Consider the following 26,378-nt stretch of genomic DNA (forward strand, 5'->3'; position numbering starts at 1 on the left):
ACTCGTCACACCCCGTTCTCCGGTCCCGCGGTCAGGTCGAGATCGGCGGCCCGCTCCGGCCGGCGCGGTGGAAGCCGGTGCCGGATCACCTGGACCGCCCGCTCGGCGTCGTCGACGGTCACGGTGAACGTCCGGCCGTCGCCGAGGGTCAGCACGATGCCCTCGCCTCTGCGGACGACGACGGCCGTGCCCTTCTCCGGGAGCCAGCGGTAGCCCCAGCCGCCCCACTGGCGGGGGGTGACCTTGTGGGCGAACCGGGCGTCCACCACGTGCTCCAGCAGGATGCGGCGGCGGGGCAGGCCCATGTGGCCGCAGCGCACCTCGAGGGCGTGCCGGTCGACCGTCATCTCGACGTGGACGAACGCGATGGTGCCGAACAGGACGAGCAGGCCGGCCGCGACACAGCCGATCACCGCCATGAGCAGTGCGGCGATGCCCGCGGTCCACGCGGTGTCCACGGCCAGTTCCACGCCGAGCGCCACGCACGCCGCGCCCGCGGCGGCGAGCAGCCACTGCATGCGGTTGGTCGCGCGCCCGGTCCAGATCTCGGGCACCGGTTCCGTGGGAGGTCGCTCGTTCGGGGAGTGGTCCCTCATGCGTAGCAGCGTACTCACGGTCCGCGTTCGCGGCGCCCGGCGGACGGCCGTACGTGGCGGTGAGCGGTGGTACGGGGGCGCGCTCAGCGAGCGGGGGTGACGGCGCCGAGGAGCCGGCCTTCGGCATAGGTGAGCGCGGCCTGCGGGAGCTCGGCGGGCCGGCCGCTGAGCAGGACGGCGAGGCCGGAGCCGGGGGCCGCGTCGGGCGCCGCGGCGGCGCCGATGCGGCGCAGCGCCTGGGCGGCGACCGCGCCGGCCGAGCCGTACAGCGCGAGCGGTGGCAGTCCGGGGGGCCGGACGGCGGCGCGGATGCGCCCGGAGACCAGTTCGTAGTGGGTGCAGCCCAGGACGACGGCCCTCACGTCGGGCGGGGTGAGGGCGGCGGCCGCGGCGATGGCCTGGTCGATGCGCTCCTCGTCGGCGTACTGCACGGCGTCGGCGAGGCCGGGGCAGGGCACCTCGGTGACGGCGACCGAGTCGGCGAAGTCGCGGATCAGTCCACGCTGGTAGGGGCTGCCGGTGGTGGCCGGGGTGGCCCAGATGGCGACGGGGCCGCCACCGGCCGCGGCCGGCTTGATCGCGGGGACCGTGCCGATGACGGGGATGTCCGGTTCCAGCTCGGCGCGCAGCGCGGGCAGCGCGTGCACCGATGCCGTGTTGCAGGCGACGATGAGCGCGTCGGGCAGATGCGCGGCCGCGGCCCGCGCCGCGGCGAGGGCTCGTTCGGTGACGTCGTCGGGGGTGCGGGGGCCCCAGGGCATGCCGTCGGGGTCGGAGGAGAGGACCAGATCCGCGTCCGGCCGCAGCCGGCGCACCGCGGCCGCTGCCGCGAGCAGGCCGATTCCGGAGTCCATGAGCGCGATCTTCACCCGGTCACCCTAGCCGACGACCCTTGCGCTCCCGTCGTTGTGGGGCACACTGCACCGAATGAGCACCATTGCGTGGATCGCCCTGGGATCGTTGGCCGCCTGGGCCTGGCTCGTGCTGGGGCAGGGCTTCTTCTGGCGTACCGATCAGCGTCTGCCGCGCCGCGCGGATCCGTCGCGGTGGCCGTCGGTCGCCGTGGTGGTGCCCGCGAGGGACGAGGCGGAGGTGCTGCCGGTGAGCCTGCCGTCGCTGCTGGCGCAGGACTATCCGGGCGATCTGGAGATCTTCCTCGTCGACGACGGGAGCAAGGACGGCACGGGGGACCTGGCCCGCGCGCTGTCCGTGCGCTACGGCGGGCCGCCGGTGACGGTGTCCTCGCCGGGCGCGCCGGAACCCGGCTGGACGGGAAAGCTGTGGGCGCTGCGGCACGGGACCGAGCTGGCACGCGCGCGTGGCGGCCACGAGTATCTGCTGCTGACGGACGCGGACATCGCGCACGAGCCCGACAGTCTGCGGGAGCTGGTGGCGGCGGCGACCACGAACGGGCTGGATCTGGTGTCGCAGATGGCCCGGCTGCGGGTGGCCTGCGGCTGGGAGCGGCTGATCGTCCCGGCGTTCGTGTACTTCTTCGCGCAGCTGTATCCCTTCCGGTGGATCAACGGGAAACGGGCGTGGGCGACGGCGGCGGCGGGCGGGTGCGTCCTGCTGCGTACGGAGATGGCGGACCGGGCGCGGGTTCCGGAGTCGATCCGGCAGGCGGTGATCGACGATGTGTCGCTGGCGCGGGCGGTGCGCCGGGCGGGCGGGCGGATCTGGCTGGGGCTCGCGGAGCGGGTGGACAGTGTCCGGCCGTACCCGCGGCTGTCCGACCTGTGGCGGATGGTGTCGCGCTGCGCCTACGCGCAGCTGCTGCACAATCCGCTGATCCTGGCCGCCACGGTCGTGGGGCTGGTGCTGGTGTACCTGGTGCCGCCGGTCGCGCTGTGCGCCGGACTCTTCGCGCGGGACGCGGCGGCCGGCTGGCTGGGCGGGGCGGCATGGGCGGTGATGGCCGGGTCGTACGTGCCGATGCTGCGCTATTACCGGCAGTCGCCGGGACTGGCGCCGCTGCTGCCCTTCACGGCGCTCCTCTATCTCCTGATGACCGTGGACTCGGCGGTCCAGCACTACCGGGGGCGGGGGGCCGCGTGGAAGGGGCGCACCTATCCGCGCCCTGAGGCGGCACCGGACCGGTGAGGCGCGTCATTTGCGGCCGGGTGTCCAGTTCATGCCCCATCCGTAGGCGTGGTCGACGGTGCGCTGCGGGCTGACGCCCGGCTCGGGGACGAGGTAGCGGGCCTCGCGCCGGACGACGAGGTCGCCGTTCTGCCGGGTGATCAGGGCGAGGGCGCAGACCGTGGAAGGGACGGCGCATTCGTCGAGGGAGAACTCGACGGGGGCGCCGTGCTGCGGCTGCAGCGTGACGGTCGCGTGGAGGCCGGCGAAACTGTGGGCGCCCTCGTAGAGGGTGACGAAGACGAGGACGCGGCGGAGCCGGTCTTTGTGGTCGAGGTTGATGGTGAGGTTCTCGCCCGCCGCGAGGGCGCCGGTGCGGTCGTCGCCGTCGAGGTGGATGTAAGGGGGCTGGTGCAGCGCCCCGAAGGCGTTGCCGAGGGCCTGGACGACTCCTTTGCGGCCGTCGGCCAGTTCGAACAGGGCGCACAGGTCGAGGTCGAGGCCGGCGGGGTGGGCGACGGGGACGCCGTGCGCGGTGCCCCAGCCCTGGAACCGGCCCCCGACCTGCCAGTTGAGATTGACGTGCATGACGCCGGAGGTGCCGCCCTGCTTGGTGAGGGAGACGGACGGGGCGTCCTTCGTCAGGGTGACTTTCGTGAGGCGTACGGGCGCGGACGCCCGAATCGGGGCCGTGGGAGGAGGCGGGGGCGACGGTGCGGCGGCGGGAGTGAACGGCGGGGTCGGTGCCGGGCGCGCCGGGGCGGCCGGAGAAGAAGGGGTGCCCGGATGGGCGGGAGCGGCCGGAGAAGAAGGGGTGCCCGGAGAAGAAGGAGTGACCGGCCGCTGCGGTTCGTCGACCGTGATGCCGAAGTCGGTGGCGAGTCCTTCCAGCCCGCTGCTGTAGCCCTGTCCCACGGCGCGGAACTTCCAGGCACCCTGCCGCCGGTAGAGCTCGCCGAGCACGAAGGCCGTTTCCACGGTCGCGTCGCGGCTGTCGTAGCGGGCGATCTCGGTGCCGTCGGCCGCGTCGAGCACCCGCACGTACAGGCCGTCGACCCGGCCGAAGGGGGCGCCGTCCGCGGACGCGGCGACGACGACCTTCTCGACGGCCCGTTCCACGCGCGCGAGGTCGACGGCGATCGTGTCGGTCACCGTGCCGCCGACCGTCCGCTTCCCCTCGTGGCGCACGGCCCCCGAGGCGTGCGCCGGCTGGTTGTAGAAGACGAAGTCGGCGTCGGAGCGCGCCTTCCCCGCCACGAGCAGGAGTGCCGACGCGTCGATGTCCGGGACTCCGGGCCGCGAACGCCATCCCAATTCCACGCGAAGACTCCGCTCCGGCACCGGAACATTGGCTCCCTTAAGCATGGACATGATCACCCCCACGTTCCGCCGGGCACCCCGGCGATTTATGTATCCGCCAACTTGATCCGAGGATGCGGAGGCCCACGTTCGACCCGCGGGTAACCCCTCCTCAGCTCGGCCTTTACAAGAACGGCGCTCTGCGGCGCGCCCTATTTTCCCAAGTTCGCTCTGATTGGGGATCCGCGGTCGCCAGGAACCCATAAAACAACCCTCTTATCGGGCTCCCCAACCAGCACATCGTGGGCTTAACTTATGGCCATGACCTCCCCCCGCTCGTACGGCGGCGCTTACTACAACGCGCCGTCGTTCCCGGACACCCCGATCTACGACTCCCTCGTCGCGGAGCGGGGCACGCCTCAGATCGCGCCGATCCGAGTGCCTTCCGCGTACGACACCGGCAACACGTACCTGCCGGCGCTGCCCGCGGCCCTCCCCGCCCTCCCCTCCGGGCCCTCCCCCTCCACCCCTTCCTACGGCGGCTCGTACGGCTACCCCCAGCCGGTGCAGCAGCCGGCGCCGCTCCAGCACGCCCCGCTGCAGCACGCGCCCGCGCCATACATCCCCCAGCAGCCCGCGGCCCAGCGCGGCTACCCGGGCCCGCAGCCCCAGCAGCAGATGCGACCGGTCCCCACCGGGTACGAGGCCATGCGCCCGGCGGCCCCGCGCCCCGCTCCGGGCCCCGGCCCGGCTCCGTACGACGACCCCTACAACCGCCCCTACCCGGGCGGCGGATACTGACCGGACGCAGGCCCGGGGCGGTCGGCAGGACGAGGTCATGCCGACTCCCGCACCCGGTCCCGCGCTTCCGTCCGGCCCCCGGGAGCCCGAGTACGCTTCGGGTGGGCGCCCCGGACGAGACCCTCGAATAGAACGAGTCCCCACGGGAACCCGGGAGGTCCGCAAGCACGTTGACGGACACGGAAGGGGGTGCTCCGCGGTGCGTGCGGTCATGGGTCTTCGACACTGGCGGCACAATCCCCTGTGCCGGCGCACGGATCTCGCCGAGGCGTGGGTGGCGCTCGTCGCGCTGCTGCTGCTCGGTCTCGCCGCCCCGGCCGCCGGGTGGTTCGTCGCCGCCCGCTCCGAGAGCTCGCTCCAGGAGTCGGTGCGGCTCCAGCACGAGGAGCGCCGTCCGACGACGGCCCGCGTGCTCGGCCCGGCACCGCCGGCGAGCGCGGTACCCCGTGACCCGGAGACCGCCGTCAGCAGTGAGCAACGGGCGCGCAGGCCGGTCGCCGCGGAGTGGACCGCGCGGGACGGCACCCGCCGCTCCGGGACGCTGACCACCGCACGGCAGACCGCGGACCCGGGCGACACCTTCCGGATCTGGACGGACGGCAAAGGCCGTCCCGTCACCCCGCCGATGAGCGCGAAAACCGCCCACGAGCACGCGGTGATCGCCGGGATCGGCTCCGCGCTGATGACGGCCGGCGTCATCGAGGCGGCCCGGCGGATCGTCGTATGGCGGATGGTGCAGCAGCGGTACGTCCGGCTGGACCGGGCGTGGGCCCGGGTCGGTCCGGACTGGGGCAGGACGGGCGCGGGCAGCTGACCGGTCAACTCCCCCTCCTCGCGCGCGCTACGGTGGTGCGACCGTTTCAGCGGCGAGGCACGGGTCGCGGCGCACGGGGCCGGCGGGCCCGTGGCCGCGACGGACGAGGTGGGGGCAGAGCAGCACCATGGCACAGGGCACGGTCCAGGTGACGCACACCGGTACATCGCGGTGGCGGCGCCGCACGGGTGAGTACGCTTCTCTCGCCGCCGCCCTGGAGGCCGCCGGGGACGGTGACGTCCTCACCCTCTCCCCCGGGACGTACCGGGAGAACCTCGTGCTGCAGCGGGCCGTCACCCTGCGCGGAACGGACAGCGCGTCCGGCTCCGTGCGGATCGCGCCGGCCGACGGCGTACCACTGACGGTACGCGCCTCGGCCACCCTCCAGGACCTGCACGTGGAGGGGCAGGACACGTCGGCGCCCGCGCTGCTGATCGAGGACGGCACTCCGGAGCTGCTCGATCTGCGGATCGTGACGCGCTCGGCGGTCGGTGTGGAGGTGCGCGGCGCGGCCAGGCCCACCGTGCGGCGCTGTACCGTGGACAATCCGGCCGGCATCGGGATCGGCGTACTGGACGGCGCGGGCGGTGTGTTCGAGGAGTGCGAGGTGGTCTCGGCCGGGCAGTCGGGGGTCTCGGTGCGCGGCGGGGCGCATCCCCGGCTGGAGCGGTGCCGGGTCCACCACGCGTCGGGCGCGGGCCTGTCCGTCACGGGCGAGGCCAGCGGCCTGGAGGCGATCGGCTGCGAGGTGTACGAGATCAAGGGCACCGGTGTCCAGGTCGCGTCACGGGCCGCGGCGCACCTCACCGACTCCTCCGTGCACCGCACGTCGGCCGACGGGATCACCCTCGACACGGACGCCGTGCTCACGCTCTCCGACTGCGACATCCACGACGTTCCGGAGAACGCCGTGGACCTGCGGTCCCGTTCTGTGCTGACGCTGACCCGGTCGACGGTGCGGCGGTTCGGGCGGAACGGCCTGTCGGTGTGGGACCCCGGGACACGGGTGGACGCCAATCAGTGCGAGATCCACGACAGCACGGGCGACTATCCGGCGGTGTGGGTCAGCGACGGCGCGACGGCCGTGCTGGACTCCTGCCGGGTGCACGACGTGCCGGACGCCCTGTTCGTGCTCGACCGCGGTTCGCGCGCCGACGTCGTCGACAGTGATCTGTCGCAGGTGCGCAACACGGCGGTGTCGGTCAGCGACGGCGCGACCGCGCAGCTGGACGACTGCCGGATCCGGGAGGCGTCCACCGGCGCCTGGTTCCGCGACCACGGCAGCGGCGGCACGCTGAACGGCTGCACCATCGACGCCGTGCAGACGGGAGTCATCGTCACCAAGGGCGCCGATCCGGTGATCGAACGGTGCACCGTCACCGGCCCCGCCGAAGCCGGGTTCTACGTGTCCGCCGAGGGCCGCGGGACCTTCCACGGCTGCCGGGTGACGGGCAGCGGGGGCTACGGCTTCCATGTGATGGACGGCTGCCGTACGACGCTGCGTCGCTGCCGCACGGAGCGGTGCGCGCGGGCCGGCTACGAGTTCGGTGAGGACGGGCCGGTCGCGGAGGACTGCACGAGCGACGAGAGCGCGGTCCTGACCGCCGGGGCGGGAGCGCCCGTGACGCAGACGGTGACGGGGGCGCCGCTGCCGCGGACCACCGGGCTGCTGGGGTCGGTCCCGGCGCAGAACCCGGTGCCGGCGGCCGGACCCGCGGCTCCCGTTCCGCCCGCCGCCGCGACCACCGAGCAGGTGCGCAGTTCGCAGGACGTACTGGGCGAACTGGACGCCCTGGTCGGCCTCGACAGCGTCAAGCGCGAGGTCCGCACGCTCACGAACATGATCGAGGTCGGACGGAAGCGGCAGGAGGCCGGGCTGAAGGCGGCATCGGTGCGGCGCCATCTCGTCTTCACCGGTTCCCCCGGCACCGGCAAGACGACCGTCGCCCGGCTGTACGGCGAGATCCTGGCGTCCCTGGGGGTGCTGGAGCGGGGTCATCTCGTCGAGGTGTCGCGGGTCGATCTGGTCGGTGAGCACATCGGCTCGACCGCGATCCGCACCCAGGAGGCGTTCGACCGGGCGCGCGGCGGGGTGCTGTTCATCGACGAGGCGTACGCGCTGTCGCCGGAGGACTCGGGGCGCGACTTCGGGCGTGAGGCGATCGACACCCTGGTGAAGCTGATGGAGGACCACCGGGACGCGGTGGTGGTGATCGTCGCCGGGTACACCGCCGAGATGGAGCGGTTCCTCACCGTCAACCCCGGCGTGGCTTCCCGCTTCTCACGCACCATCACCTTCAGCGACTACCTGCCGGACGAGCTGCTGCGGATCGTGGAGCAGCAGGCGGAGGAGCACGAGTACCGGCTCGGCGCGGGCACGGCCGAGGCGCTGCTGAAGTACTTCACGGAGCTGCCCAAGGGGCCCGCCTTCGGCAATGGCCGCAGCGCGCGGCAGACGTTCGAGTCGATGGTGGAACGGCACGCGGGCCGGGTCGCCGAGCTCGTGGAGGCGAGCACCGACGACCTGAGCCTGCTCTACCCGGAGGACCTTCCCGAGCTGTCGTAGGGGCCGTCTTCGGGCCTCGACAGCTCCGCGCGCTGCTGGGGGACCGGCAGGGGCAGGGCGGGTGGCAGCCGGTCGAGCAGTACGGTGCGTTCCTTGGCGAAGACCGGGTCGGCCCGGTAGTCGGAGTGGCCGAGTATCGGTTCGGGCAGCGGGTGTTCGTGGGTGCGGCCGTAGACGACCGGGTCCCTCAGCGCACGGTGGTCGACTTCCGGTTTGTCGCCCTCGGCGGGGAGGTTGACCGGGCCGCCGATGGGGTCGGTGTGCCGCCACAGGTTGCGCCAGCAGTGCAGCTCGCGGTGGAGCGCGCCGAGGGGGCCTGGGCCGAAGTAGGCCGGGAACCACCGTCCGTACAGCCGCTCCAGCGGGGAGCCGTGGGTGAGCAGGGCGACCCGGCGGCGGGTGGCGGCGGGCAGCTGCCAGACCGCTGCGGTGGCGAGGACGCTGCCCTGGGAGTGGCCGGAGATGACCAGGCGGCCGCCGGTGCGGCCGGTCCAGGACGACATCCGCCAGGCGAGGTCGGGGACCGCCCGCTCGGCGTAGCAGGGCGGGGCGAAGGGGTGTGCCGCGCGCGGCCAGAACGTACCGACGTCCCAGAGGATACCGATGGTGCGCCGGGCGGAGGCGTCCTTGTAGGCGCGCCGGCCCCAGGTCACGAAGAGTATGAAACCGAAGCCGATGAGCCAGGAGCCGAGGGCCTGCGCGGACTCGGCGGCGCCCTCGATGACCGGGTGCGCCCCGGCGAAGGCCTTGCCGGGCACCTTGCCGCTCAGCCAGGCGCCGGCGACCGCGCCCGCGCCCAACAGCAGGGTCGAGCCGGACACGATGCCCACGATGACGGGGGCGACGTCGGTGAGGGCGGCCCGGGCCCGGGTGGAGGCGATCCTCCGGGTGCGGACCGGATCGGGCTTCTCGCCCTCGTAGTCGGCCTCGACGACGGTGGCCAGACGACGGGCGGTGAGGGCGGTCCGGACGGTGAGGACGAGCGCGGGGACGAGCAGCAGGAGCAGCAGGACGGGGATGACGGAGGCCTGCCAGCTGAGCAGCACGGGCGGCCCCACGATGGGCCCCGTGCCCATGCCGGGGGTGCTCGGGCCGTCCAGCCAGTCGGCGACGCGCTGGGCGACGCCGCCGGTCATGACCCCGCCGAGGGCGCAGGCCAGCATGGCGACGGCGGGGCCGCCGAGGCCGTGGAGGACGGTGCGGGGGTGCGGGGCACGGCGGTGCAGGCGCAGGGCGGCGGCGGCCATGGCGAGGACGAGGGCGCCCTGGGCGAGGACGATCACCCGGAAGGTGACGTCTCCGGGGAGGGTTCCGGTGGAGAGCCAGCCGGGGCGCGGCCACGCGGCGTACAGCATCGCGAGGACGAGCACGGCGATGGAGGCGCCGGGCAGCCAGGTCACGACGGCCCGGTCGAGCCGGTTGTCGAGGCGGCGCTCGCTGCGGCCGCGGCGGCACACCACCACGACGACGACGGCGCCGCCGGCCAGCAGGGCGCCCTCCAGGGCCCAGCCGAACACCTCGCGGGTGAGACTCTCGGCGCCGCGGTCGTAGCGGGCGGCGGCGCCTCCGACGGCCGCGGCGACGGTGAGGAAGCCCGCGGCGGTGTGGGCGGCGCGGAGCCGGGCGACGAGGCGGCGGCCGTACCAGAAGCCGGGCCGGCCGAGCGCGGGCCGCTCGTCGGCGGGGGCCTTGCCGTCGCCGCCCCTCTCCCCGCCGGTGCCGCCCCGCCCAGCCTCGCCGCCCTGCTCACCGCCGGTGCCGTCCCGCCCAGCCTCGCCGCCCTGCTCGCCGCGGGGCGGTCGCTGAGCCTCGTAGGCGCTCCACGTGCGGTTGGACAGGTACCACAGCAGCCAGACCAGGGCGGCGGGAACGAGGGCGGCGACGGCGAGGCGACGGCCGGGCTGGGACCACCAGCCGCCCCGGGCGACGGACAGAAAGCCCAGCCAGGACCGCTCCTCGGCGCAGGCGGCCGCCCCGGCACACTGCCAGGCGGCAAGATCGAGCGCCACCTCGCAGACGGCGGCGGTGAGCAGCACCGTGAGCGTGAGCGCGAGGAGGCGTACCAGCACGCCGTACAGCCGGACGGTGCGGCGGCTGCCGTCGGCCGGCGGGCGCATCCAGTGGGCCAGGTTGGCCACCATGAAGGGCAGGAGCAGCAGCCACAGCGCGCGGGCGCCGTTGCCGGAGGTGAGGTTGGACCAGCAGTAGGCCTCCTGCACGGGCCCGTGGCGGAAGCGCTCCGGTTGCTTCTCGGCGTACCGGTCGTCGGTCCGCCGGTGCATGGCCGCGGTCTCGTCGCCCGTCACCCGCACGGTGCGCGGGTCGTCGAGCATGTCCTGCGGGGTGGCTCCACCGACGCCGTGGACCAGCAGTTCGAGCGCGGCGCCGGGGCGCTGGGGCTCCGGGGTGGCAGGAGGCACGTGGGTGGCTCGCTCTCTGCGCGTGGGACGGTTACGGGTGCGGGGTGCACGTGGGTGACCGGATGACCAGAATCGTGGATCGGGCAGCCCGTCCGCAGCGCCGTTACCGAATCTCTCCCTGGTCTCCCACCGGGGGGTCCGTGGCAGGATGAGCACCCTTGGCCAGCGGTGTTGACGACATGGAAGGACCGGCCCCTGCGGTGAGCGACAACCAGAACCTCCTCGCGGAGCAGCGGCGCGCCCTGATCCTGGACGAGGTGAGGCGCCGGGGCGGCGTGCGGGTCAATGAGCTCACCCGCCGGCTCAGCGTCTCCGACATGACCGTGCGCCGTGATCTGGACGCGCTCGCGCGGCAGGGAGTGATCGAAAAGGTCCACGGCGGCGCGGTGCCGGTCGTCGAGGCGAGCACGCACGAGCCGGGCTTCGAGGCCAAGTCGTCGCTGGAGCTCCAGGCGAAGGAGGACATCGCGCGGGCGGCCGCCGTGATGGCGGTGCCGGGCAGCGCGATCGCCCTGTCGGGCGGCACGACGACCTACGCGCTGGCGCAGCACCTGCTGGACGTGCCGGATCTGACCGTGGTGACGAACTCGGTGCGGGTGGCGGACGTGTTCCACGTGGCGCAGCGGTCCGGCTCGGGCGGTGCGCTCCGGCCGGGAGCGGCGACGGTGGTGCTGACCGGTGGGGTGCGGACACCGTCGGACTCGCTGGTGGGTCCGGTGGCCGACCAGGCGATCCGCTCGCTCCACTTCGACGTGCTGTTCCTCGGGGTGCACGGCATCTCGGTGGAGGCGGGTCTTTCGACGCCGAACCTGGCGGAGGCGGAGACGAACCGGCGTTTCGTGCGGTCGGCGCGGCGCGTGGTGGTGGTGGCCGACCACACGAAGTGGGGGACGGTCGGGCTGAGTTCGTTCGCGCGGCTGGACGAGGTGGACGCGCTGGTGACCGACGCCGGTGTGTCGGACCGGGTGCGGGAGGAGATGGCGGACCACCTGCCGGGCCTGGTGGTCGCGGGTGAGGACGGGACGGACGCCGGATGACCTTCTTCCGGGTCGCCCGCCGCAGTCCGCTGTCCGCCGGCGAGGCGTGGCGTCGGGTGACGGACTGGCCGGCGCACGCCGAGCGGGTGCCCCTGACGCGGATCACGGTGATCACGCCGGGCCCGGTGCGTTCCGGGACGCGGTTCACGGCCCGCTCGGGCGTGGGCCGGTTCGGCTTCGACGACCCGATGGAGATCGTGCGGTGGCAGCCTCCGGGGAGCGGAGACGGGGCGAGGGCCGGGGCGGCGCCCGCGGTGGGACGGTGCCGGCTGGTGAAGCACGGGCGCGTGGTCACCGGCTGGGCCGAGATCACGGTGTACGGGACGGCGTCGGGCGGGAGCTGGGTGCTGTGGCGGGAGGAGCTCGCCCTCCGGTGGCTGCCGCGGTGGTGTGACGGGCTGCTGGCGCGGGGCGGGCGGCTGGTCTTCGGGCGGGCCCTGGACGGGCTCCTTGCCAGGGACATTTGACGGGCTGTCAGCTAGGCTTGCGCCCCCGTCTCTCCCTGGAGGTGCGATCCATGGCACGCCGACTCCGCCCGGTACGGCTCGACTTCCTCGACTCCGCTCCCCTGCGCCTGGTGTACGCCGTCGATGTGTCCGCGCCGCCGTCGGCGGTCTACCGGGCGCTCGCCGAGGACGTGGCGGACAGCCCGTCCTGGTTCACGGCGATCGCCGCCGCGCGGCCGATCGCCGGCGGCGCGGGCCGTGAGATACGGCTGCGCGGCGGTGTCGTGCTCCGGGAGAGGATCCTGGTGACGGATGCCGCGGAGCGCTACGCGTACCGGGTGGAGGAGACCAACGCTCCCGGGGTGCGCGCCCTGCTGGAGGAGTGGCTGCTGAGCCCGGCCGGATCGGGCACCCGGGTGCGGTGGACGATGGCGGCCGAGGGCGGCGTGCTGTTCCGGCTGGTGATGCGGCTGACGCGGGGCGGTGTGGGCCGTTCGTTCCGGGACGCGATGCGCAACCTCGACCGGAGACTGGCCTCCTCCCCCACCGCTTGAAGCTTCGCCGGGTGCCCCTCCGGCACGCGATTCTCCGCCGTGTGAGCCCGGGCGTCGCGGGCGCCCGCCGCGAGTCCCCCGCAGCGGGCACCCCCGCGACTCACTCCGGCCAGACGCCGCTCGCCAGGAACTCGTCGAGAGTCGCGCTGTACGGGCCGATGTCCAGGCCCTGTTCGGCCAGCCACGCGTCGGAGTAGTACTTGTCCAGATAGCGCTCGCCCGGGTCGCAGATCAGTGTGACGACACTGCCGGTGCGGCCCGCCGCCACCATCTCGGCGACGATCTTGAACGCGCTCCACAGCCCGGTTCCGGTCGAGCCGCCCGCCTTGCGTCCGATGGCGTTCTCCAGGGCCCGTACCGCGGCCACGCTCGCCGCGTCGGGCACCTTCATCATGCGGTCGATGGCGCCGGGCACGAAACTCGGTTCCATCCTGGGCCGGCCGATGCCCTCGATCCGGGAGCCGCAGTCGCTGGCCGCGCGGGGGTTGTCGGTGGTCCACCCCTCGAAGAAGCAGGAGTTCTCGGGGTCGGGGACGCAGACGCGGGTGTCGTACTGCATGTAGTGCACGTATCGCGCGATGGTGGCCGACGTACCGCCCGTGCCGGCCGTGGCGACGATCCAGGCGGGCTCGGGGTAACGCTCCAGCCGCATCTGCTGGTAGATCGATTCCGCGATGTTGTTGTTGCCCCGCCAGTCGGTGGCCCGCTCCGCGTAGGTGAACTGGTCCATGTAGTGGCCGCCGGTGTTCACGGCGAGAGCGGCGGCCTCCTCGTACATCCTGCGCGAGTCGTCCACGAAGTGGCACTGGCCGCCGTGGAATTCGATGAGCCGGATCTTCTCCGGGCTGGTGGTGCGGGGCATCACCGCGATGAACGGCACGCCGATGAGGCTCGCGAAGTACGCCTCGGAAACGGCGGTGGAGCCGCTGGACGCCTCGATGACGGGCTTGCCCGGCCGGATCCAGCCATTGCAGAGGCCGTAGAGGAAGAGGGATCGCGCCAGCCGGTGCTTGAGGCTGCCGGTGGGATGGGTGGACTCGTCCTTGAGGTAGAGGTCGATCCCCCACCGCTCGGGCAGCGGGAAACGCAGCAGGTGCGTGTCGGCGGACCGGTTGGCGTCCGCCTGGACCTTGCGTACGGCGTCCTTCAGCCACCGCCGGTACTCCGGGTCGCTGCGGTCCACGTCGATCGTGACCACGGGCCCACTCGTCCCGGTCGGCTCAGCCTGCTCGATGGTGCTCACGCGCGCCACTCCTCGTCTTCCTCCACTGCGGTCCCAACTCGAACATACCTCGCTCACCTGCACAAACGATGACTTTGATGACCCATAGGGAACACTTGCAGGCCGGTCCGCCGACGCACACTGGTGCAGAAGCGCGTACTTGTGCAGACTGACCGGCAGGAGCCGGTGCAAAGGGGGCGGTTAGCTCATGGCTGAGCCCGAATTCAGTGCCACGGGCGTACGGATCGAGCGGTGGCCGCGGTCACTGACCCGTGCGGGCGAGGTGCTGATCAAGGACGGCAGGCTGGCGCTGCTCACCAGCTACGGGCGGGTGATCGACAGTGCGCCGGTCCGGGCCGTCAGGGCGAGCCGGCCATGGTTCGCCGGGCACGGGGCGACGGTCGCCACGCTCAACGGCACGCGGTACCGCCTGACCATGGGACAGCGGGCACAGCACCGTGACGGGGCGGCTACGGCGGCGGCCGGCCGCTTCCTCGAGGCCGTGCACAGGGCGGGCGGCGGCCGGGACTGAGGTGCCGCCGTGACGGTGCCGCCCCAACGGGCCCCACCGCGCAGCTTCGACGGCGGAGACCGGTGGGAAACCGTTTGCCGCGAGTTGCGGAGCGGTCCCCCCTGGTCCACGCTGGACTGACATCACTCAGGGTGCACCGGCGGTGACGCTGCGATCCAGCCCGCCGGACCAAAAGAGCCAGCCAACTACTGGATCCGATCTCCGTCTTCTTCCGGACCTCATTTCGGGGAGTCGCAGCCGTGATCAGCCAGGCAAGCAGGCAGTGCACGGTAGAGCTCCAAGCCCTGCCGTCGCGGATCGGTCAGGTCCGCAGAATCGTGTCGGCGCAATTGCGCTACTGGAATCTCGATGGTCTGATCGAGAAAGCGGCGCTCGGTGTGACCGAGCTCCTGACGAACGTTCACCAGCACGCCCAGCCGGACAAGGTGTGCACCGTGGAGATCGAGCTGTTGCTCGACCGGCTCACGGTGTCGGTCCACGACCACGACCCCCGCCTCCCGACGGTCAACACCTCCGACCCGATGGCCACTTCGGGACGCGGTCTCGCGTTGATAGAGGCCGTCAGCGAGAGCTGGGGCGCCCGGCCCCAGGGTGAGTCCGGGAAGGTCGTCTGGTTCACCCTTCCGGCTCCGTCCTCCACCCCGATGGCCCTGCCGCCCCTGCCGGTGTACGGGGCGGCCACGACCGGGCCGTTCACCGAGCCCGTGCCGTTCGAGGACCCCGTGGACGCGGTGCGCGGCCACGTACCCGCCCGGTCGGCCGTGGCGAGCTGACCGCCGGTCGCCCGGCGGGGCCGACCCGGTGGGCCGACCCGGTGGGCGGAAAGGTGGGCGGGCCCGTCCGGCCGGTCCGGCCGTGGCGGGTGCGGCGGTGACACGCGGGGCGCACCGTGCCGCCGCCGGCTCACGCCGTATCGCCGCCGGCCTTGCGGCCGAACTGCTCGTCGAGGACCGACAGCCGGCGCCAGTACTCGTCCTCGTCGATCTCCCCGGCCGCGAAGCGGTGCCCGAGGAGTGCGATCGGCGAATGTTCGTCGACGAGCCGGCCCCGGTGGTGACGGCGCCGTCCCGCACGGCGCAGCACCCTGAAGGCGAGGAAGGCCACGGCGGCCCAGAACAGGGGGAAGAACAGAACCCAGGGGCCTGGTCCGTCGTGGGCGAGGGTGTTCATCTCGGTCAGCTCCTTTGTGTCACACGGACGGACCGGTCTGCCGGTCACGTGGCCGGCCGCGCGGCCGGCCGCTTTTCCTCCGTCGCTTCCGAGACTGGCTCCTGAGGGGAGCGCCGTCGTCGTACGGGCAGCGGCATCCGAGGTACCACGCGGGGAGTACCCTTCTGTACCTACTGGTATGTACAGTTGGATCATGAGTACTCCTGAGCGTCTGATCGAGGCCACGCGCGAGCTGCTGTGGGAACGGGGATACGTCGGGACCAGCCCCAAGGCGATCCAGCAGCAGTCCGGCGCGGGCCAGGGCAGCATGTACCACCACTTCAGGGGCAAGCCCGACCTGGCTCTGGCAGCCATCCGACGGACGGCCGAGGAGACGCGGGCCACGGCCGAACGCGCGCTGGCCGGCCCGGGAACGGCGTACGAGCGGATCGAGGCCTATCTGCTGCGCGAGCGCGACGTGCTGCGCGGCTGCCCCGTCGGGCGGCTCACCATGGACCCTGACGTCATCGGCAGCGACGCATTGCGCGCACCGGTCGACGAGACCCTGGACTGGCTGCGCGGCCGCCTCGCCGGCATCGTCCAGGAGGGTCTGGACGGCGGCGAACTCTCCGGTCCGGCCGACGCCGCGCAGACGGCCGCGACGATCGTCGCGACCGTGCAGGGCGGCTATGTGCTGGCCCGGGCGTCCGGCTCCACCGCCGCGTTCGACACCGCCGTGCGGGGGCTTCTGGGGCTGCTGGGCCATGTCCGCGCACCCAGCGCCGACGGGGGCGGGGGACCGAGCGGACCCGGCCCGGCCCCCCGCGTCTGAGGAGCGGTCCCGATGCATGCGATGCAGTACAGATGACGCTGCCCGCCGACTACGACATGGGGATCATCCACCACCGGGTGGCGACCAGGGGACACCTGCTGGACGACTTCCCCGGGCTGGGGCTCAAGGCGTATCTGGTGCGGGAGCGCGGGGACGGCTCGCCGGTGAACCAGTACGCGCCGTTCTACCTGTGGGCCGCTCCCGAGGGGATGCACTCGTTCCTGTGGGGGCCGGGTTTCCAGGCGTTGATCGACGACTTCGGCCGCCCCGCGGTCCTGAACTGGACGGTCCTCGGCTACGAGGAGGGACCGTCGGCCGCGGCCGTGCCCGGGGCCGCGATCCGCCGCCGCGTGCGGATCGGCGAGGCGGAGGAGCCGGCCCGGGCGGTCGAGGAGGCGCTCGGCGCGCAGCGCCGCACGGCCGGCGAGGACGGGGTGGTGGCCGCTGCGGTCGCCGTCGACCCCCTGCGGTGGGAGCTCGTGCATTTCACCCTGATGGCGTCATGGGAGGCGGCGGCGGAGGTCCTGCGGGACGGGGAGGACGTCTACCGGGTGCTGCATCTGTCCACACCCGGGCGCGACCGGCTCCGGCGGGGCCGGCAGTGGTGAGCGTCCGGGAGGCGCTCGGCCCCACGCCTCTCGGCTACGTCCCCCGGGCCGCCGGATGGTGGCTGCGCACGCCCGTGAGATGAGCGGGCGGGGTCCCGGATCAAGCGACCCGGGCCCCTCGTCCCACGGGCGCCCGCGGTCCGGGGTGCGCTCCCGTCAGGCGGCCGGTGGTCTGCCCAGGGCTGCGAGCGGGTCGTCCAGCACCGGCTGCCAGGCCAGTTCGGCGGCTCCGGCGAGGCTGTTGTGGTCGAGCGTGCAGCCCAGGATGGGCACGCCGCCGCTGCGGCCCCACAGACTGCGGTCGGCGACGACGGCGCGCAGGCGTTCCGGGTCCGCGGCGAGGAGTTCGCGGTGCAGGCCGCCGAGGATGATCCGGTCGGGGTTCAGGATGTTCACCAGACCGGCCAGCCCGAGTCCGAGCCGGTCGATCAGTTCGTCGGTGGCCGCCCGGACACCCGGTTCGCCGCCCTCCGTCCGGAGCAGGTCGCGAGCCTGCTGGAGCAGGGACACCTCGGGTCCGGGCGCGCGCCCGGCGGCGGTGAGGAAGGCGAGCGGGTCGGCCTCGACGTCGAGGCAGCCCCGGCTTCCGCAGTAACAGGCGCGTCCTTCGGGGTTGACGGTGAGGTGGCCGACCTCCAGGGCCAGGCCCGAACTGCCGGTGTGCAGGCGGCCGTCGAGGACGAGTGCGCCGCCCACTCCGCGGTGGCCGGTGGCGACGCACAGCAGGTGCTGGGCGCCCCGGCCGGCGCCGTGCCGGTGCTCGGCGAGGGCGGCGAGGTTGACGTCGTTGCCGGTGAAGGCGGGTCCCTCGATACCGGCCGCCCGGACCTGTTCGGCGAAGATGTCGCGGACGGGGGCCCCGGCGGGCCAGGCGAGGTGCAGCGGGTTGAGCGCGGTGCCCTCGGGTTCGGCGACCGCGGAGGGGACGGCGAGTCCGGCACCGACGCAGCGCCGGCCACTCTCGCGCAGGAGCGCGGCGCCCGCTTCGACGACGGCGCCCAGGACCTGCGCCGGGTCGGCGGTGACGGTCACGCAGCCCGGTGCGGTGGCCACGATGCGGCCGCCGAGGCCGACGAGGGCGGCGCGGAAGCCGTCGGCGTGGACTTGTGCGGCGAGGGCGACCGGCCCGTTCTCCTCGACGAGGAGCCGGTGCGAGGGGCGCCCCTGGGAGCCGGCGGCGGCGCCCGGGCGGGAGTCGACACGGATGAGGCCGAGGGCTTCGAGTTCGGCGGCGACGGCACCGGCGGTCGCGCGGGTGACGCCGAGCTCCGCGGTGAGCACGGCGCGGGTCGGCGCGCGGCCGGTGTGCACCAGCTCCAGGGCGGGGCCGAGCGCGCCGCGGCCCCTGTCCAGCCGTGTCTTGGTCGTGGTCGCCTTGCCGTTCATGGGGGCGAGTCTCCCATGATCCAGGTGCCGGGCAGACGGGCCGGTCGGGTCCTCCCGCCGTTTTGGTCCGGGCCCGCCGGGTACTGCGGACGGCACGTGGACCGCGGACCGGACCGCGGACCGGACCCCGACCGGGCCCACGCCGCACCGGCCGGACCGGACGGGATCGCTTCGGGGAGGCACGATGGCACGCTCCGGCGGCAGGACCGACGAGCAGGCGACGGTACGCGAGCTCCTCGCCGAGCTGGGGCGTACGTACGCGCAAGAGGCGGGGATCCGGCTGAAGGACACTCCGCAGCCGCTCTACCAGCTGCTGGTCCTCGCCCATCTGCTCAGCGCGCGGATCCGGGCGGCCACGGCGGTCGCGGCGGCTCGCGCGCTGTTCGAAGCCGGGATGCGCGATGCGCGGAGCATGCGCGAGGCCTCCTGGCAGCAACGGGTGGACGCGCTCGGCGAGGGCGGTTACCGGCGCTACGACGAGCGGACGGCCACGCAGCTCGGGGACGCCGCCGAGCTGGTGCTCGACGAGTACGGCGGCGATCTGCGGCGGCTTCGCGAGAGGGCGGAGGGCGACCCGGACGCACTGCGCGCACTGCTCCGGGAGGTGCCGGGGATCGGCCCGGCGGGCGCCGACATCTTCCTGCGCGAGGTGCAGGCGGTCTGGCCGGAACTGGTGCCCTGTCTGGACGGCAGAACACTGGACGGCGCGAAGCGGCTGGGGCTCCCGGCGGACCCGGACGCGCTGGCCGGACTGGTCGGGAAGGGTGAAGTGGCCGCGCTGGCAGCGGCGTTGGTGCGCGTCACGCTGGACCGGCGGGCCGCGGTGGAGGTGCGCGCGGGTCACTGACCGGCCGCGGAGGAGGTGCGCGCGGATCGCTGACCGGGTTCGCGGGGAGGTGGCTGGGCCGCGGGGAGGTGGCCGCGTCACCGCCCGGGCCGCGACAGGCTGCGCGCGGGTCGCTGACCGGGCCTCCCGTCCGCTCGGTTGAAACGGCGCGCCGGTCACCCCTATCCTGAGTTTGTGCCGCTACTAAACAAAGTAGGGACGACGGCGCGAGGGGCCTCCGGTCCGGACCCCTCGGCGCACTCCCTCTCCCGCCTCCGCCTCGCCATCACCGTCTTCTTCGCCCTCGACGGCTTCCTGTTCGCCGGCTGGGTCGTCCGCATCCCCGCCATCAAGCAGCAGACCGGCGCGTCCGCCGCTGACCTGGGGCTCGCCCTGCTCGGCGTCTCCGCCGGGGCCGTCGTGACCATGACGCTCACCGGCCGCCTCTGCCGGCGGTTCGGCAGTCACCCCGTGACCGTCGCCTCGGGCGCACTGCTCAGCATCAGCATCGCGCTGCCCGCGCTGACCGGTTCGGCGCTCGCGCTGGGCCTGGTCCTGCTGGTGTTCGGCGCCGCCTACGGAGGCATCAACGTGGCCATGAACAGCGCGGCCGTCGATGTCGTCGCGGCCCTCCGCCGCCCGGTGATGCCCGCCTTCCACGCCGCCTTCAGCCTGGGCGGCATGCTCGGCGCCGGACTCGGCGGCCTGGTCGCGGGCAGCCTCTCCGCACGCACCCACCTGCTCGGCCTGGCGGCCGCCGGTCTCCTGATCACGGCCCTCGCGGGTCCCGCGCTACTGCGCCGCCCCTCCCCCGTCCTGCCCGAGACCCTGCCCGCCGCCGGCGCTCGGGCCCCGCGCCGGCTCGACGGCCGCACCCGCCGTCTCGTCGCCGTCTTCGGGGTGATCGCGCTCTGCACGGCGTACGGCGAGGGGGCGCTGGCCGACTGGGGCGCACTCCACCTGGAGGAGGACCTGCGGGCCCATCCGGGCCTCGCGGCCGCGGGCTACGCGCTGTTCGCCCTCACCATGACGATCGGACGGCTCTCCGGGACGGCGCTGCTGGAGCGGCTCGGCCAGACCCGGACACTGGTCGCGGGCGGGGCGACGGCGGCGGTCGGCATGCTGCTGGGCGCGCTCGCGCCCACCGTGTGGCTCGCTCTCCTCGGTTTCGCGATCACCGGTCTGGGCCTGGCGAACATCTTCCCGGTGTCGGTCGCCCGCGCGGGCGCCCTGGCCGGCCCGGCCGGTGTGGCCACCGCCTCGACGCTGGGCTACGGCGGAATGCTGCTGGGCCCGCCGACGATCGGGTTCCTGGCCGACTGGCTCTCGCTGCCGCTCGCGCTGACGACCGTGGCGATCCTGGCCGGCGGTGCGGCCCTCATCGGGTACGCCGCCCGCAACGCGTCGCCGCCACGCACGGCCGCGGAGGGCACCGGCTGACCGGGGCCGGCACCGACCGGCCCCCGACCTCCCCCGGAGCGGGTGCACGCTGCCACAATCCGGGCATGGAGATCACTGAGCACATCAAGCACCTTGCGAGGGAAGGCCAGTTGCTGGCCGAGGCGGCCGAGCGGGCCGGGGCGGACGCGGCGGTGCCGACCTGCCCGGGCTGGCGGATCCGTGACCTGCTGCGGCACACCGGCATGGTGCACCGGTGGGCGACGGCCTTCGTGGTGGAGGGTCACACCTCGTACCAGCCCGACGGGGGCGAGCCGGACCTCGACGGCGACCCCCTGCTGGAGTGGTTCCGCGAGGGCCACGGGCTACTGGTGTCGGCACTGACGGACGCGCCCGACTCCCTGGAGTGCTGGACGTTCCTGCCTTCGCCCTCACCGCGCGCGTTCTGGGCGCGGCGGCAGACCCACGAGACGACGGTGCACCGCGTGGACGCGGAGTCCGCGCTGGGCACGCCGGGGCCGGTGAGCGCCGAGCCGGCCGTCGACGGCATCGACGAGTTGGTGCGCGGCTTCCACGGGCGGAGCAGCAGCCGGGTGCGTACCGACGAACCGCGCACCTTGCGGGTTCGGGCGGTGGACACCGGTGACGTGTGGACCCTGCGGCTGTCGGCGCAGCCGCCCCGGGCCTCCCGGGACGACGAGGGCCCCGCCGACTGCGAGCTGAGCGGGCCCGCCGAACGGCTCTATCTGTTCCTGTGGAACCGGCTGCCGACCGGGGCCGTGTCCCTGTCGGGCGACGAGAGTCTCGCCCGCCTGTGGCGCGAGACGTCGGCGGTCACCTGGTCGTAGGCGTGGGATCCGGGTCCGTCAGCGCCCGGGCGAGCACGGCACGCTGCAGGGGCAGCACCTCGGCGTGCCGTTGCCGGCCGAGGTCCGTCAGGACGACCCGCACACCACGCCGGTCCTCGCTGCACATCCCTCGAGCCACCAGTCCGTTCTTCTCCAGCCGCGCGACGAGCCGGGACAGGGCGCTCTGGCTGAGGTGGACCCGCGCCCCCAGCTCCTGAACCCGGTACGCCGGTTTGCCGTCGTCCGGCGAGACCTCCGCGAGCACGTCGAGCACTTCGAAGTCACTGGCGCCGAGCCCGTACCGGTGGAGCTCACGGTCGAGTTCGCACATCGTCCGGGCGTGCAGGGCCAGCACGTCGCGCCACTGTTCCACGAGCGCGCGCTCCGACTTCTTCGCAGCCATGGGCCCACGCTAGCAGAGATGACGCCGTTTGTTGCACCGTAATTAAATGCACTTGCAGTCAATGCATATGCATGTACTGTGCTGGCCATGACATCTCCGCTCAACGACCCCACCCCCGCACCGGAACGCTGGAGCCCCCGTCTGTGGGGCACGCTGTTGGTGCTGTGCGCCGCGATGTTCCTCGACGCCCTCGACGTGTCGATGGTCGGCGTCGCCCTGCCGTCCATCGCCGGGGACCTCGGCCTGTCCACCGCGACGCTCCAGTGGATCGTCAGCGGCTACATCCTCGGCTACGGCGGACTGCTGCTGCTCGGGGGCCGCGCGGCGGACCTCCTCGGCCGCCGCCGGGTCTTCCTGATCGCCCTGGCCGTCTTCGCGCTCGCCTCCCTGCTGGGCGGGCTCGTCGACTCCGGGCCGCTGCTCATCGCCAGCCGCTTCATCAAGGGCCTCAGCGCCGCGTTCACCGCCCCCGCGGGCCTGTCGATCATCACCACGACCTTCAAGGAGGGCCCGCAGCGCAACCGGGCCCTGTCGATCTACACCACCTGCGCCGCCACCGGCTTCTCCATGGGCCTGGTCCTCTCCGGGCTGCTCACCGAGCTCAGCTGGCGCTGGACCATGCTGCTGCCCGCCCCCGTCGCGCTGATCGCCCTGGTCGCCGGTCTGCGGCTGATCCCGCACAGCGCGCGTGAGGAGAACCGCGGCGGCTACGACGTGCCGGGCGCCGTCACCGGCACCTCGGCCATGCTGCTGCTGGTGTTCACCGTGGTCCAGGCGCCCGAGGCGGGCTGGGCCTCCGCCCGCACCCTGCTGTCGTTCGTGGTCGCCGCGGCCCTGCTCGCGGTCTTCGTCACCATCGAGCGCCGCAGCCGCAACCCGCTGCTCCGGCTCGGTGTGCTGCGGTCCGGCACGCAGCTGCGGGCACAGCTCGGCGCCGCCGCGTTCTTCGGTTCGTACGTCGCCTTCCAGTTCATCGTCACGCAGTACATGCAGTCGCTGCTCGGCTGGTCGGCGCTGCAGACCGCGCTCGCGTTCCTGCCGGCCGGTGTGCTGGTGGCGCTCTCCTCCACGAAGATCGGTGGTGTGGTCGACCGGTTCGGCACGCCGCGGGTGATCGCCACCGGGTTCACCCTGCTCGTCCTGGCGTACGCCCTGTTTCTCCAGGTCGATCTCACCCCGCGGTACGCCGCCGTCATCCTGCCCTCGATGCTGCTGCTCGGCGCGGCCTGCGCGCTCACCTTCCCGTCCCTCAACATCCAGGCCACCAACGGTGTGGCCGACGAGGAGCAGGGCATGGTGTCGGGCCTGCTGAACACCTCGATCCAGGTGGGCGGCGCGATCTTCCTGGCCGTGGTGACCGCGGTGATCACGGCGGGCGGCACGGACGGCGGCTCCCCGCAGGAGGTCCTCGACAGCTTCCGCCCGGGCCTGGCCGTCGTGACCGTCATCGCGCTGGCCGGTCTGCTCATCACCCTGACCGGTCTGCGTACCCGCCGGCAGAGCGGCTCGGTCGTCGTCGCCACGTCGGCCGGACCGGTCGCGAAGGACACGACGGACACGACGGACGCGAAGGACACGACGGCCGATCCCGTCTCCGCTCCTGTCCCCGCGCGGGACTGACCGATCGCCACGCGGCACGCGCGGCCGGTGGGCATGTCCTTGCCTGCCGGCCGTCCGCCTTGTGAGACTGTCGGCCATGGGGACACGCACGCAGGCTCAACGCGACGCGATCACAGTGGAGATCGGCTACGCACTGGTGACGGCCGCCTTCCTGGCCGTGGCGCTGTTCTGCCTGATCGGCGCGCCCGTGGTGGTGCTGGGGCTGGACGGCGCCGCCGAACGGTCCCTGCTCGTCGTGGCCGCGGGAGCGGCGTGCCTGGGCTTCGCGGCCCGGCTGGTGCGCGTGCTGTGGCGCTTCGCGGCACGTCAGCCGAGCCAGCCGGGGCGGACCAGGCCCGATTCATAGGCCAGCACGACCAGTTGGGCGCGGTCGCGGGCGCCGAGCTTCACCATCGTGCGGCTCACATGGGTCTTGGCCGTCAGCGGGCTGACCACCAGCCGGCGGGCGATCTCCTCGTTGGACAAACCGATGCCCACCAGGGCCATCACCTCCCGTTCGCGCTCGGTCAGTCCGGCGAGGCTCTCCGCCTCGGCCGGGGCCTTGGACCGGGCGGCGAACTCCGCGATCAGCCTGCGCGTGACGCCGGGGGACAGCAGCGCGTCACCGGCGACCACGGCCCGTACGGCCCGCAGCAGTTCCTCCGGCTCGGTGTCCTTGACGAGGAACCCGGACGCGCCCGCGCGGATCGCCTCGAAGACGTACTCGTCCAGCTCGAAGGTGGTGAGCATGACCACTTTCACGCCCTCCAGCCGGGCGTCCTCGGTGATGCGGCGGGTGCTGGCGAGCCCGTCGAGCCGCGGCATGCGGATGTCCATCAGGACGATGTCGGGCCGCAGTTCCCGCACCCGCGCCACCGCTTGCTCGCCGTCCGCGGCCTCTCCCACCACCTCGATGTCGGGCTGGGCGTCCAGCAGGGCGCGAAAGCCGGCCCGGACCAGGGACTGGTCGTCGGCGAGCAGGACACGGATCACGGCCTCTCCTCCGGGGTGTGCGTCGGTGCGGTGAGCGGGAGCGTGGCGTGGACGCGGAAGCCGCCGTCGGGGCGGGTGCCCGCCTCGATCGTGCCACCGAGGGCGGCCGCCCGCTCCCGCATTCCGGCCAGTCCGTTCCCGCTGCCGCCCGCGTCGGTGCCGGTGGCGGGTCCTTCGTCGTCGACCGTCAGCTCGATCCGGCCGGGGCCGAGGTCGACGCGTACGCGCGCGGTGGGCGATGCGGAGTGACGGACCACATTGGTCAGGGCCTCCTGCACGATGCGGAAGGCCGCGAGGTCGGCGCCGGGCGGGAGGGCCGCCCGCGGGCCGGACGTCTCCACCTCGACGGCGAGTCCGGCGCCCGCCGCCTGCTCGACCAGTTCCGGGAGCCGGTCGAGGCCGGGCGCCGGCGCGCGCGGGGCGGCGCCCGGCGTACGCAGGGAATCGAGCACCTGCCGCACCTCCCCCAGTGCCTCCTTGCTGGCCCCCTTGATCGTGGCGAGCGCGGTACGTGCCTGCTCGGGGTCGGAGTCGAGCAGCGCGAGGCCGACGCCCGCCTGGACGTTGATGACGGACAGGGAGTGCGCGAGGACGTCGTGGAGTTCGCGGGCGATCCGCAGCCGCTCCTCGTCCGCGCGGCGCTTCTCCGCGGCGGCGCGCTCGGCGCGCTCGCGGGCCCACTGCTCGCGCCGGAGCCGGGCCAGCTCGGCCGCCGCGACGACGGCCACGACCCAGGCCGTGGCGACCAGTTCCTCGCCCCAGGGCGCCGGCCCGTCGCCGGCCGGCGGCAGATACCGGTAGAGCCAGTGCCCGATGAGCAGGTGCCCGGTCCAGAGCATTCCGACGGCGCCCCAGGCGGCGTACCGGTGTCCGGCGACGACCGCGGAGAACACGGCGACGGCGACGGTGGCGTAGACCGGTCCATAGGGGTACCCGCCGCCGAGGTAGAGCAGCACGCTCGCCGCGGCGCCGAAGACCACGGCCACCGGGTACCTGCGGCGCGCCAGCAGCAAGGCGGGACCGGCGAGCAGCAGCACCCTGGCAAGGGTGTCGAGCGGCTCCCGGTCGGCCTGGCCGCGCGCCGCGAAGCCGCTGCCGACCGTCACGAAGACGGCCAGCAGCAGGGTGGACCGCCAGGGCACCGTGCTGCCGGGTTCGCGGCCCGGCCACCACCGCGGCGGGGGCTGCCCGGTGGGGCCGCCCCGCGCCCGCGGCCCGCCGCCCGCGGCTGTCCGTCGCTCGTCCATGTCGCCACGCTAGACGCGAGCGGCCCGCGCGGGCGTCGGCCCGCAGTGGTGATCACACCTACTCCCGGGGGAGTACGCCGGGGGGAGAGCCACGTCCGGGGCCGCCGGCACATGGGTGGGTTCGTTCCGGACGCGTGGCCGCATACGGCCGTTGACCGGGTACGCCGGGCGTGCCAGCTTCGGGGCGATCCCCCGGGAACCGGGGGCCGACGGGAGGGGAACGCGATGAGAGCACGGCTGTCCCGCCGTTTGACGGCGGTGGCCCTGGTGACCGCGGGAGCGACGCTCGCCGCGGGCGCCGGCGTGGGTACGGTGCACGCGAGCGATCGGGCAGGAAACCTTTCCTCGCAGGCTGTGGCCGCCCCCGGCGCAGTGGTGATGCTCAGTGACCCCACGCCGGAGGAGCAGCAGCGGCTCCGCGAGATCGCGGGTGCCATCTGGACGACCGAACTGGCCGCCGGGTGGAACATGAACAGCGACGTGGCCGATGTGCTGTCGGAGGCCACGGGCCGGATCCTGCAGTGCTCCGAGGCGTTCGCGCTGGTGCCCAGGCCGCCCGGCTTCGTCCCGGGGCTGGGCTATCTGGTGGGGTACTGGAAGAACCTGCGCGACTACTTCCTGGCGGTCAAGAAGGACCGCACCTACCGGGCCTGTGTGGTGTCGACGGCCGCGTACTACCGCTCGATCATCGAGATGGCCTCCGCCGGAATCTGACGGCGC

27 protein-coding genes are annotated in these 26,378 nt (G+C 73.5%); 17 read left to right on the plus strand and 10 right to left on the minus strand.

Translation table 11 applies throughout. The features are described from left to right. Positions 1-5: 5 nt before the first annotated feature. Both ACY34K_RS22015 and ACY34K_RS22020 read right to left on the minus strand, forming a co-directional pair. A complete protein-coding gene (locus ACY34K_RS22015; RefSeq protein ID WP_462749659.1) occupies positions 6-596 on the minus strand; it encodes a hypothetical protein in 591 nt (196 codons plus the stop codon). 83 nt (positions 597-679) lie between these two features. Beyond that, positions 680-1,465: a glutamate racemase gene (locus tag ACY34K_RS22020; RefSeq protein ID WP_462749662.1), complete on the minus strand. Its 786-nt coding sequence runs from the start codon at positions 1,463-1,465 to the stop codon at positions 680-682. A gap of 58 nt (positions 1,466-1,523) precedes the next feature. Between ACY34K_RS22020 and ACY34K_RS22025 the strand changes: the two genes are divergently transcribed. Further along, positions 1,524-2,699 (plus strand): glycosyltransferase, encoded by a 1,176-nt coding sequence (locus tag ACY34K_RS22025; RefSeq protein ID WP_462749664.1) that lies wholly within the window; start codon positions 1,524-1,526, stop codon positions 2,697-2,699. 6 nt (positions 2,700-2,705) lie between these two features. Here the strand turns inward: ACY34K_RS22025 and ACY34K_RS22030 are convergent, their stop codons facing one another. Continuing rightward, a complete protein-coding gene (locus tag ACY34K_RS22030) occupies positions 2,706-4,049 on the minus strand; it encodes a TerD family protein (RefSeq protein ID WP_462749665.1) in 1,344 nt (447 codons plus the stop codon). A gap of 249 nt (positions 4,050-4,298) precedes the next feature. Between ACY34K_RS22030 and ACY34K_RS22035 the strand changes: the two genes are divergently transcribed. The 3 genes from ACY34K_RS22035 (at position 4,299) to ACY34K_RS22045 (ending at position 8,158) form a co-directional block, all read left to right on the plus strand. After that, positions 4,299-4,778 (plus strand): DUF6643 family protein, encoded by a 480-nt coding sequence (locus tag ACY34K_RS22035; RefSeq protein WP_462749667.1) that lies wholly within the window; start codon positions 4,299-4,301, stop codon positions 4,776-4,778. Positions 4,779-4,989: 211 nt separating this feature from the next. Next, a complete protein-coding gene (locus tag ACY34K_RS22040; protein WP_462749669.1) occupies positions 4,990-5,592 on the plus strand; it encodes an Rv1733c family protein in 603 nt (200 codons plus the stop codon). 127 nt (positions 5,593-5,719) lie between these two features. Beyond that, positions 5,720-8,158, plus strand: coding sequence for a right-handed parallel beta-helix repeat-containing protein (locus ACY34K_RS22045; RefSeq protein WP_462749671.1), 2,439 nt, complete (start codon positions 5,720-5,722; stop codon positions 8,156-8,158). On the opposite strand, the gene ACY34K_RS22050 is transcribed toward ACY34K_RS22045, so the two are convergent. Beyond that, positions 8,128-10,578, minus strand: a complete 2,451-nt coding sequence (locus ACY34K_RS22050; protein WP_462749673.1) for a hypothetical protein — start codon at positions 10,576-10,578, stop codon at positions 8,128-8,130. The genes ACY34K_RS22045 and ACY34K_RS22050 overlap by 31 nt on opposite strands. 200 nt (positions 10,579-10,778) lie before the next feature. Here ACY34K_RS22050 and ACY34K_RS22055 point away from each other — a divergent pair, with 200 nt between their 5' ends. From ACY34K_RS22055 to ACY34K_RS22065, 3 genes are read left to right on the plus strand one after another with little or no spacing between them, the layout of a single operon-like run. Beyond that, positions 10,779-11,615: a DeoR/GlpR family DNA-binding transcription regulator gene (locus ACY34K_RS22055; protein WP_462749675.1), complete on the plus strand. Its 837-nt coding sequence runs from the start codon at positions 10,779-10,781 to the stop codon at positions 11,613-11,615. After that, positions 11,612-12,082, plus strand: coding sequence for an SRPBCC family protein (locus ACY34K_RS22060; RefSeq protein ID WP_462749676.1), 471 nt, complete (start codon positions 11,612-11,614; stop codon positions 12,080-12,082). Before ACY34K_RS22055 ends, ACY34K_RS22060 begins: the two co-directional genes overlap by 4 nt. Before the next feature lie 50 nt (positions 12,083-12,132). Next, positions 12,133-12,615, plus strand: a complete 483-nt coding sequence (locus ACY34K_RS22065) for an SRPBCC family protein (protein WP_462749679.1) — start codon at positions 12,133-12,135, stop codon at positions 12,613-12,615. 100 nt (positions 12,616-12,715) lie between these two features. On the opposite strand, the gene cds1 is transcribed toward ACY34K_RS22065, so the two are convergent. Then, entirely contained in the window at positions 12,716-13,849 is a 1,134-nt protein-coding gene (gene cds1, locus ACY34K_RS22070; protein WP_462749808.1) for an L-cysteine desulfhydrase Cds1, read from the minus strand. Positions 13,850-14,045: 196 nt separating this feature from the next. Here cds1 and ACY34K_RS22075 point away from each other — a divergent pair, with 196 nt between their 5' ends. After that, positions 14,046-14,369: a hypothetical protein gene (locus ACY34K_RS22075; RefSeq protein ID WP_462749680.1), complete on the plus strand. Its 324-nt coding sequence runs from the start codon at positions 14,046-14,048 to the stop codon at positions 14,367-14,369. Positions 14,370-14,608: 239 nt separating this feature from the next. Beyond that, positions 14,609-15,142, plus strand: coding sequence for an ATP-binding protein (locus tag ACY34K_RS22080; protein ID WP_462749681.1), 534 nt, complete (start codon positions 14,609-14,611; stop codon positions 15,140-15,142). A 130-nt stretch (positions 15,143-15,272) separates the two neighbouring features. Here the strand turns inward: ACY34K_RS22080 and ACY34K_RS22085 are convergent, their stop codons facing one another. Continuing rightward, complete coding sequence (locus ACY34K_RS22085) at positions 15,273-15,539, minus strand: SHOCT domain-containing protein (protein WP_462749683.1); 267 nt, start codon at positions 15,537-15,539, stop codon at positions 15,273-15,275. A 193-nt stretch (positions 15,540-15,732) separates the two neighbouring features. Here ACY34K_RS22085 and ACY34K_RS22090 point away from each other — a divergent pair, with 193 nt between their 5' ends. Both ACY34K_RS22090 and ACY34K_RS22095 read left to right on the plus strand, forming a co-directional pair. Beyond that, positions 15,733-16,350, plus strand: a complete 618-nt coding sequence (locus tag ACY34K_RS22090; RefSeq protein WP_462749685.1) for a TetR/AcrR family transcriptional regulator — start codon at positions 15,733-15,735, stop codon at positions 16,348-16,350. 32 nt (positions 16,351-16,382) lie between these two features. Next, entirely contained in the window at positions 16,383-16,958 is a 576-nt protein-coding gene (locus ACY34K_RS22095) for a DUF4865 family protein (protein ID WP_462749687.1), read from the plus strand. Positions 16,959-17,114: 156 nt separating this feature from the next. Here ACY34K_RS22095 and ACY34K_RS22100 read toward each other — a convergent pair whose 3' ends face one another. Next, positions 17,115-18,344, minus strand: coding sequence for an ROK family protein (locus ACY34K_RS22100; RefSeq protein WP_462749689.1), 1,230 nt, complete (start codon positions 18,342-18,344; stop codon positions 17,115-17,117). 184 nt (positions 18,345-18,528) lie between these two features. On the opposite strand from ACY34K_RS22100, the gene ACY34K_RS22105 reads away from it, so the two are divergent. The 3 genes from ACY34K_RS22105 to ACY34K_RS22115 all read left to right on the plus strand — a co-directional run bounded on the left by ACY34K_RS22105 (position 18,529) and on the right by ACY34K_RS22115 (position 21,416). Next, positions 18,529-19,191 (plus strand): HhH-GDP family DNA glycosylase, encoded by a 663-nt coding sequence (locus tag ACY34K_RS22105; RefSeq protein WP_462749690.1) that lies wholly within the window; start codon positions 18,529-18,531, stop codon positions 19,189-19,191. 174 nt (positions 19,192-19,365) lie between these two features. Then, a complete protein-coding gene (locus ACY34K_RS22110) occupies positions 19,366-20,610 on the plus strand; it encodes an MFS transporter (RefSeq protein WP_462749692.1) in 1,245 nt (414 codons plus the stop codon). Positions 20,611-20,675: 65 nt separating this feature from the next. Then, positions 20,676-21,416, plus strand: coding sequence for a maleylpyruvate isomerase family mycothiol-dependent enzyme (locus tag ACY34K_RS22115; protein ID WP_462749694.1), 741 nt, complete (start codon positions 20,676-20,678; stop codon positions 21,414-21,416). On the opposite strand, the gene ACY34K_RS22120 is transcribed toward ACY34K_RS22115, so the two are convergent. Beyond that, positions 21,403-21,819 carry a MarR family winged helix-turn-helix transcriptional regulator gene (locus tag ACY34K_RS22120; RefSeq protein WP_462749697.1) on the minus strand — a complete coding sequence of 139 codons (417 nt, stop codon included), beginning with the start codon at positions 21,817-21,819 and terminating at the stop codon, positions 21,403-21,405. The two genes, ACY34K_RS22115 and ACY34K_RS22120, sit on opposite strands and share 14 nt — an antisense overlap. 87 nt (positions 21,820-21,906) lie before the next feature. Here ACY34K_RS22120 and ACY34K_RS22125 point away from each other — a divergent pair, with 87 nt between their 5' ends. Together ACY34K_RS22125 and ACY34K_RS22130 are read left to right on the plus strand one after the other, a co-directional pair. After that, positions 21,907-23,439 (plus strand): MFS transporter, encoded by a 1,533-nt coding sequence (locus tag ACY34K_RS22125; RefSeq protein WP_462749699.1) that lies wholly within the window; start codon positions 21,907-21,909, stop codon positions 23,437-23,439. Between the two features lie 76 nt (positions 23,440-23,515). Then, positions 23,516-23,785: a DUF6332 family protein gene (locus tag ACY34K_RS22130; RefSeq protein ID WP_462749700.1), complete on the plus strand. Its 270-nt coding sequence runs from the start codon at positions 23,516-23,518 to the stop codon at positions 23,783-23,785. On the opposite strand, the gene ACY34K_RS22135 is transcribed toward ACY34K_RS22130, so the two are convergent. Together ACY34K_RS22135 and ACY34K_RS22140 are read right to left on the minus strand one after the other, a co-directional pair. After that, positions 23,746-24,411, minus strand: a complete 666-nt coding sequence (locus tag ACY34K_RS22135) for a response regulator (protein ID WP_462749703.1) — start codon at positions 24,409-24,411, stop codon at positions 23,746-23,748. The genes ACY34K_RS22130 and ACY34K_RS22135 overlap by 40 nt on opposite strands. Next, positions 24,408-25,658 (minus strand): sensor histidine kinase, encoded by a 1,251-nt coding sequence (locus ACY34K_RS22140; protein WP_462749705.1) that lies wholly within the window; start codon positions 25,656-25,658, stop codon positions 24,408-24,410. The genes ACY34K_RS22135 and ACY34K_RS22140 overlap by 4 nt, the downstream gene beginning before the upstream one ends. A gap of 225 nt (positions 25,659-25,883) precedes the next feature. Here ACY34K_RS22140 and ACY34K_RS22145 point away from each other — a divergent pair, with 225 nt between their 5' ends. Further along, a complete protein-coding gene (locus tag ACY34K_RS22145) occupies positions 25,884-26,372 on the plus strand; it encodes a hypothetical protein (RefSeq protein WP_462749706.1) in 489 nt (162 codons plus the stop codon). Positions 26,373-26,378 lie beyond the last annotated feature (6 nt).

It is taken from the genome of Streptomyces sp. STAM6 (assembly GCF_054963715.1).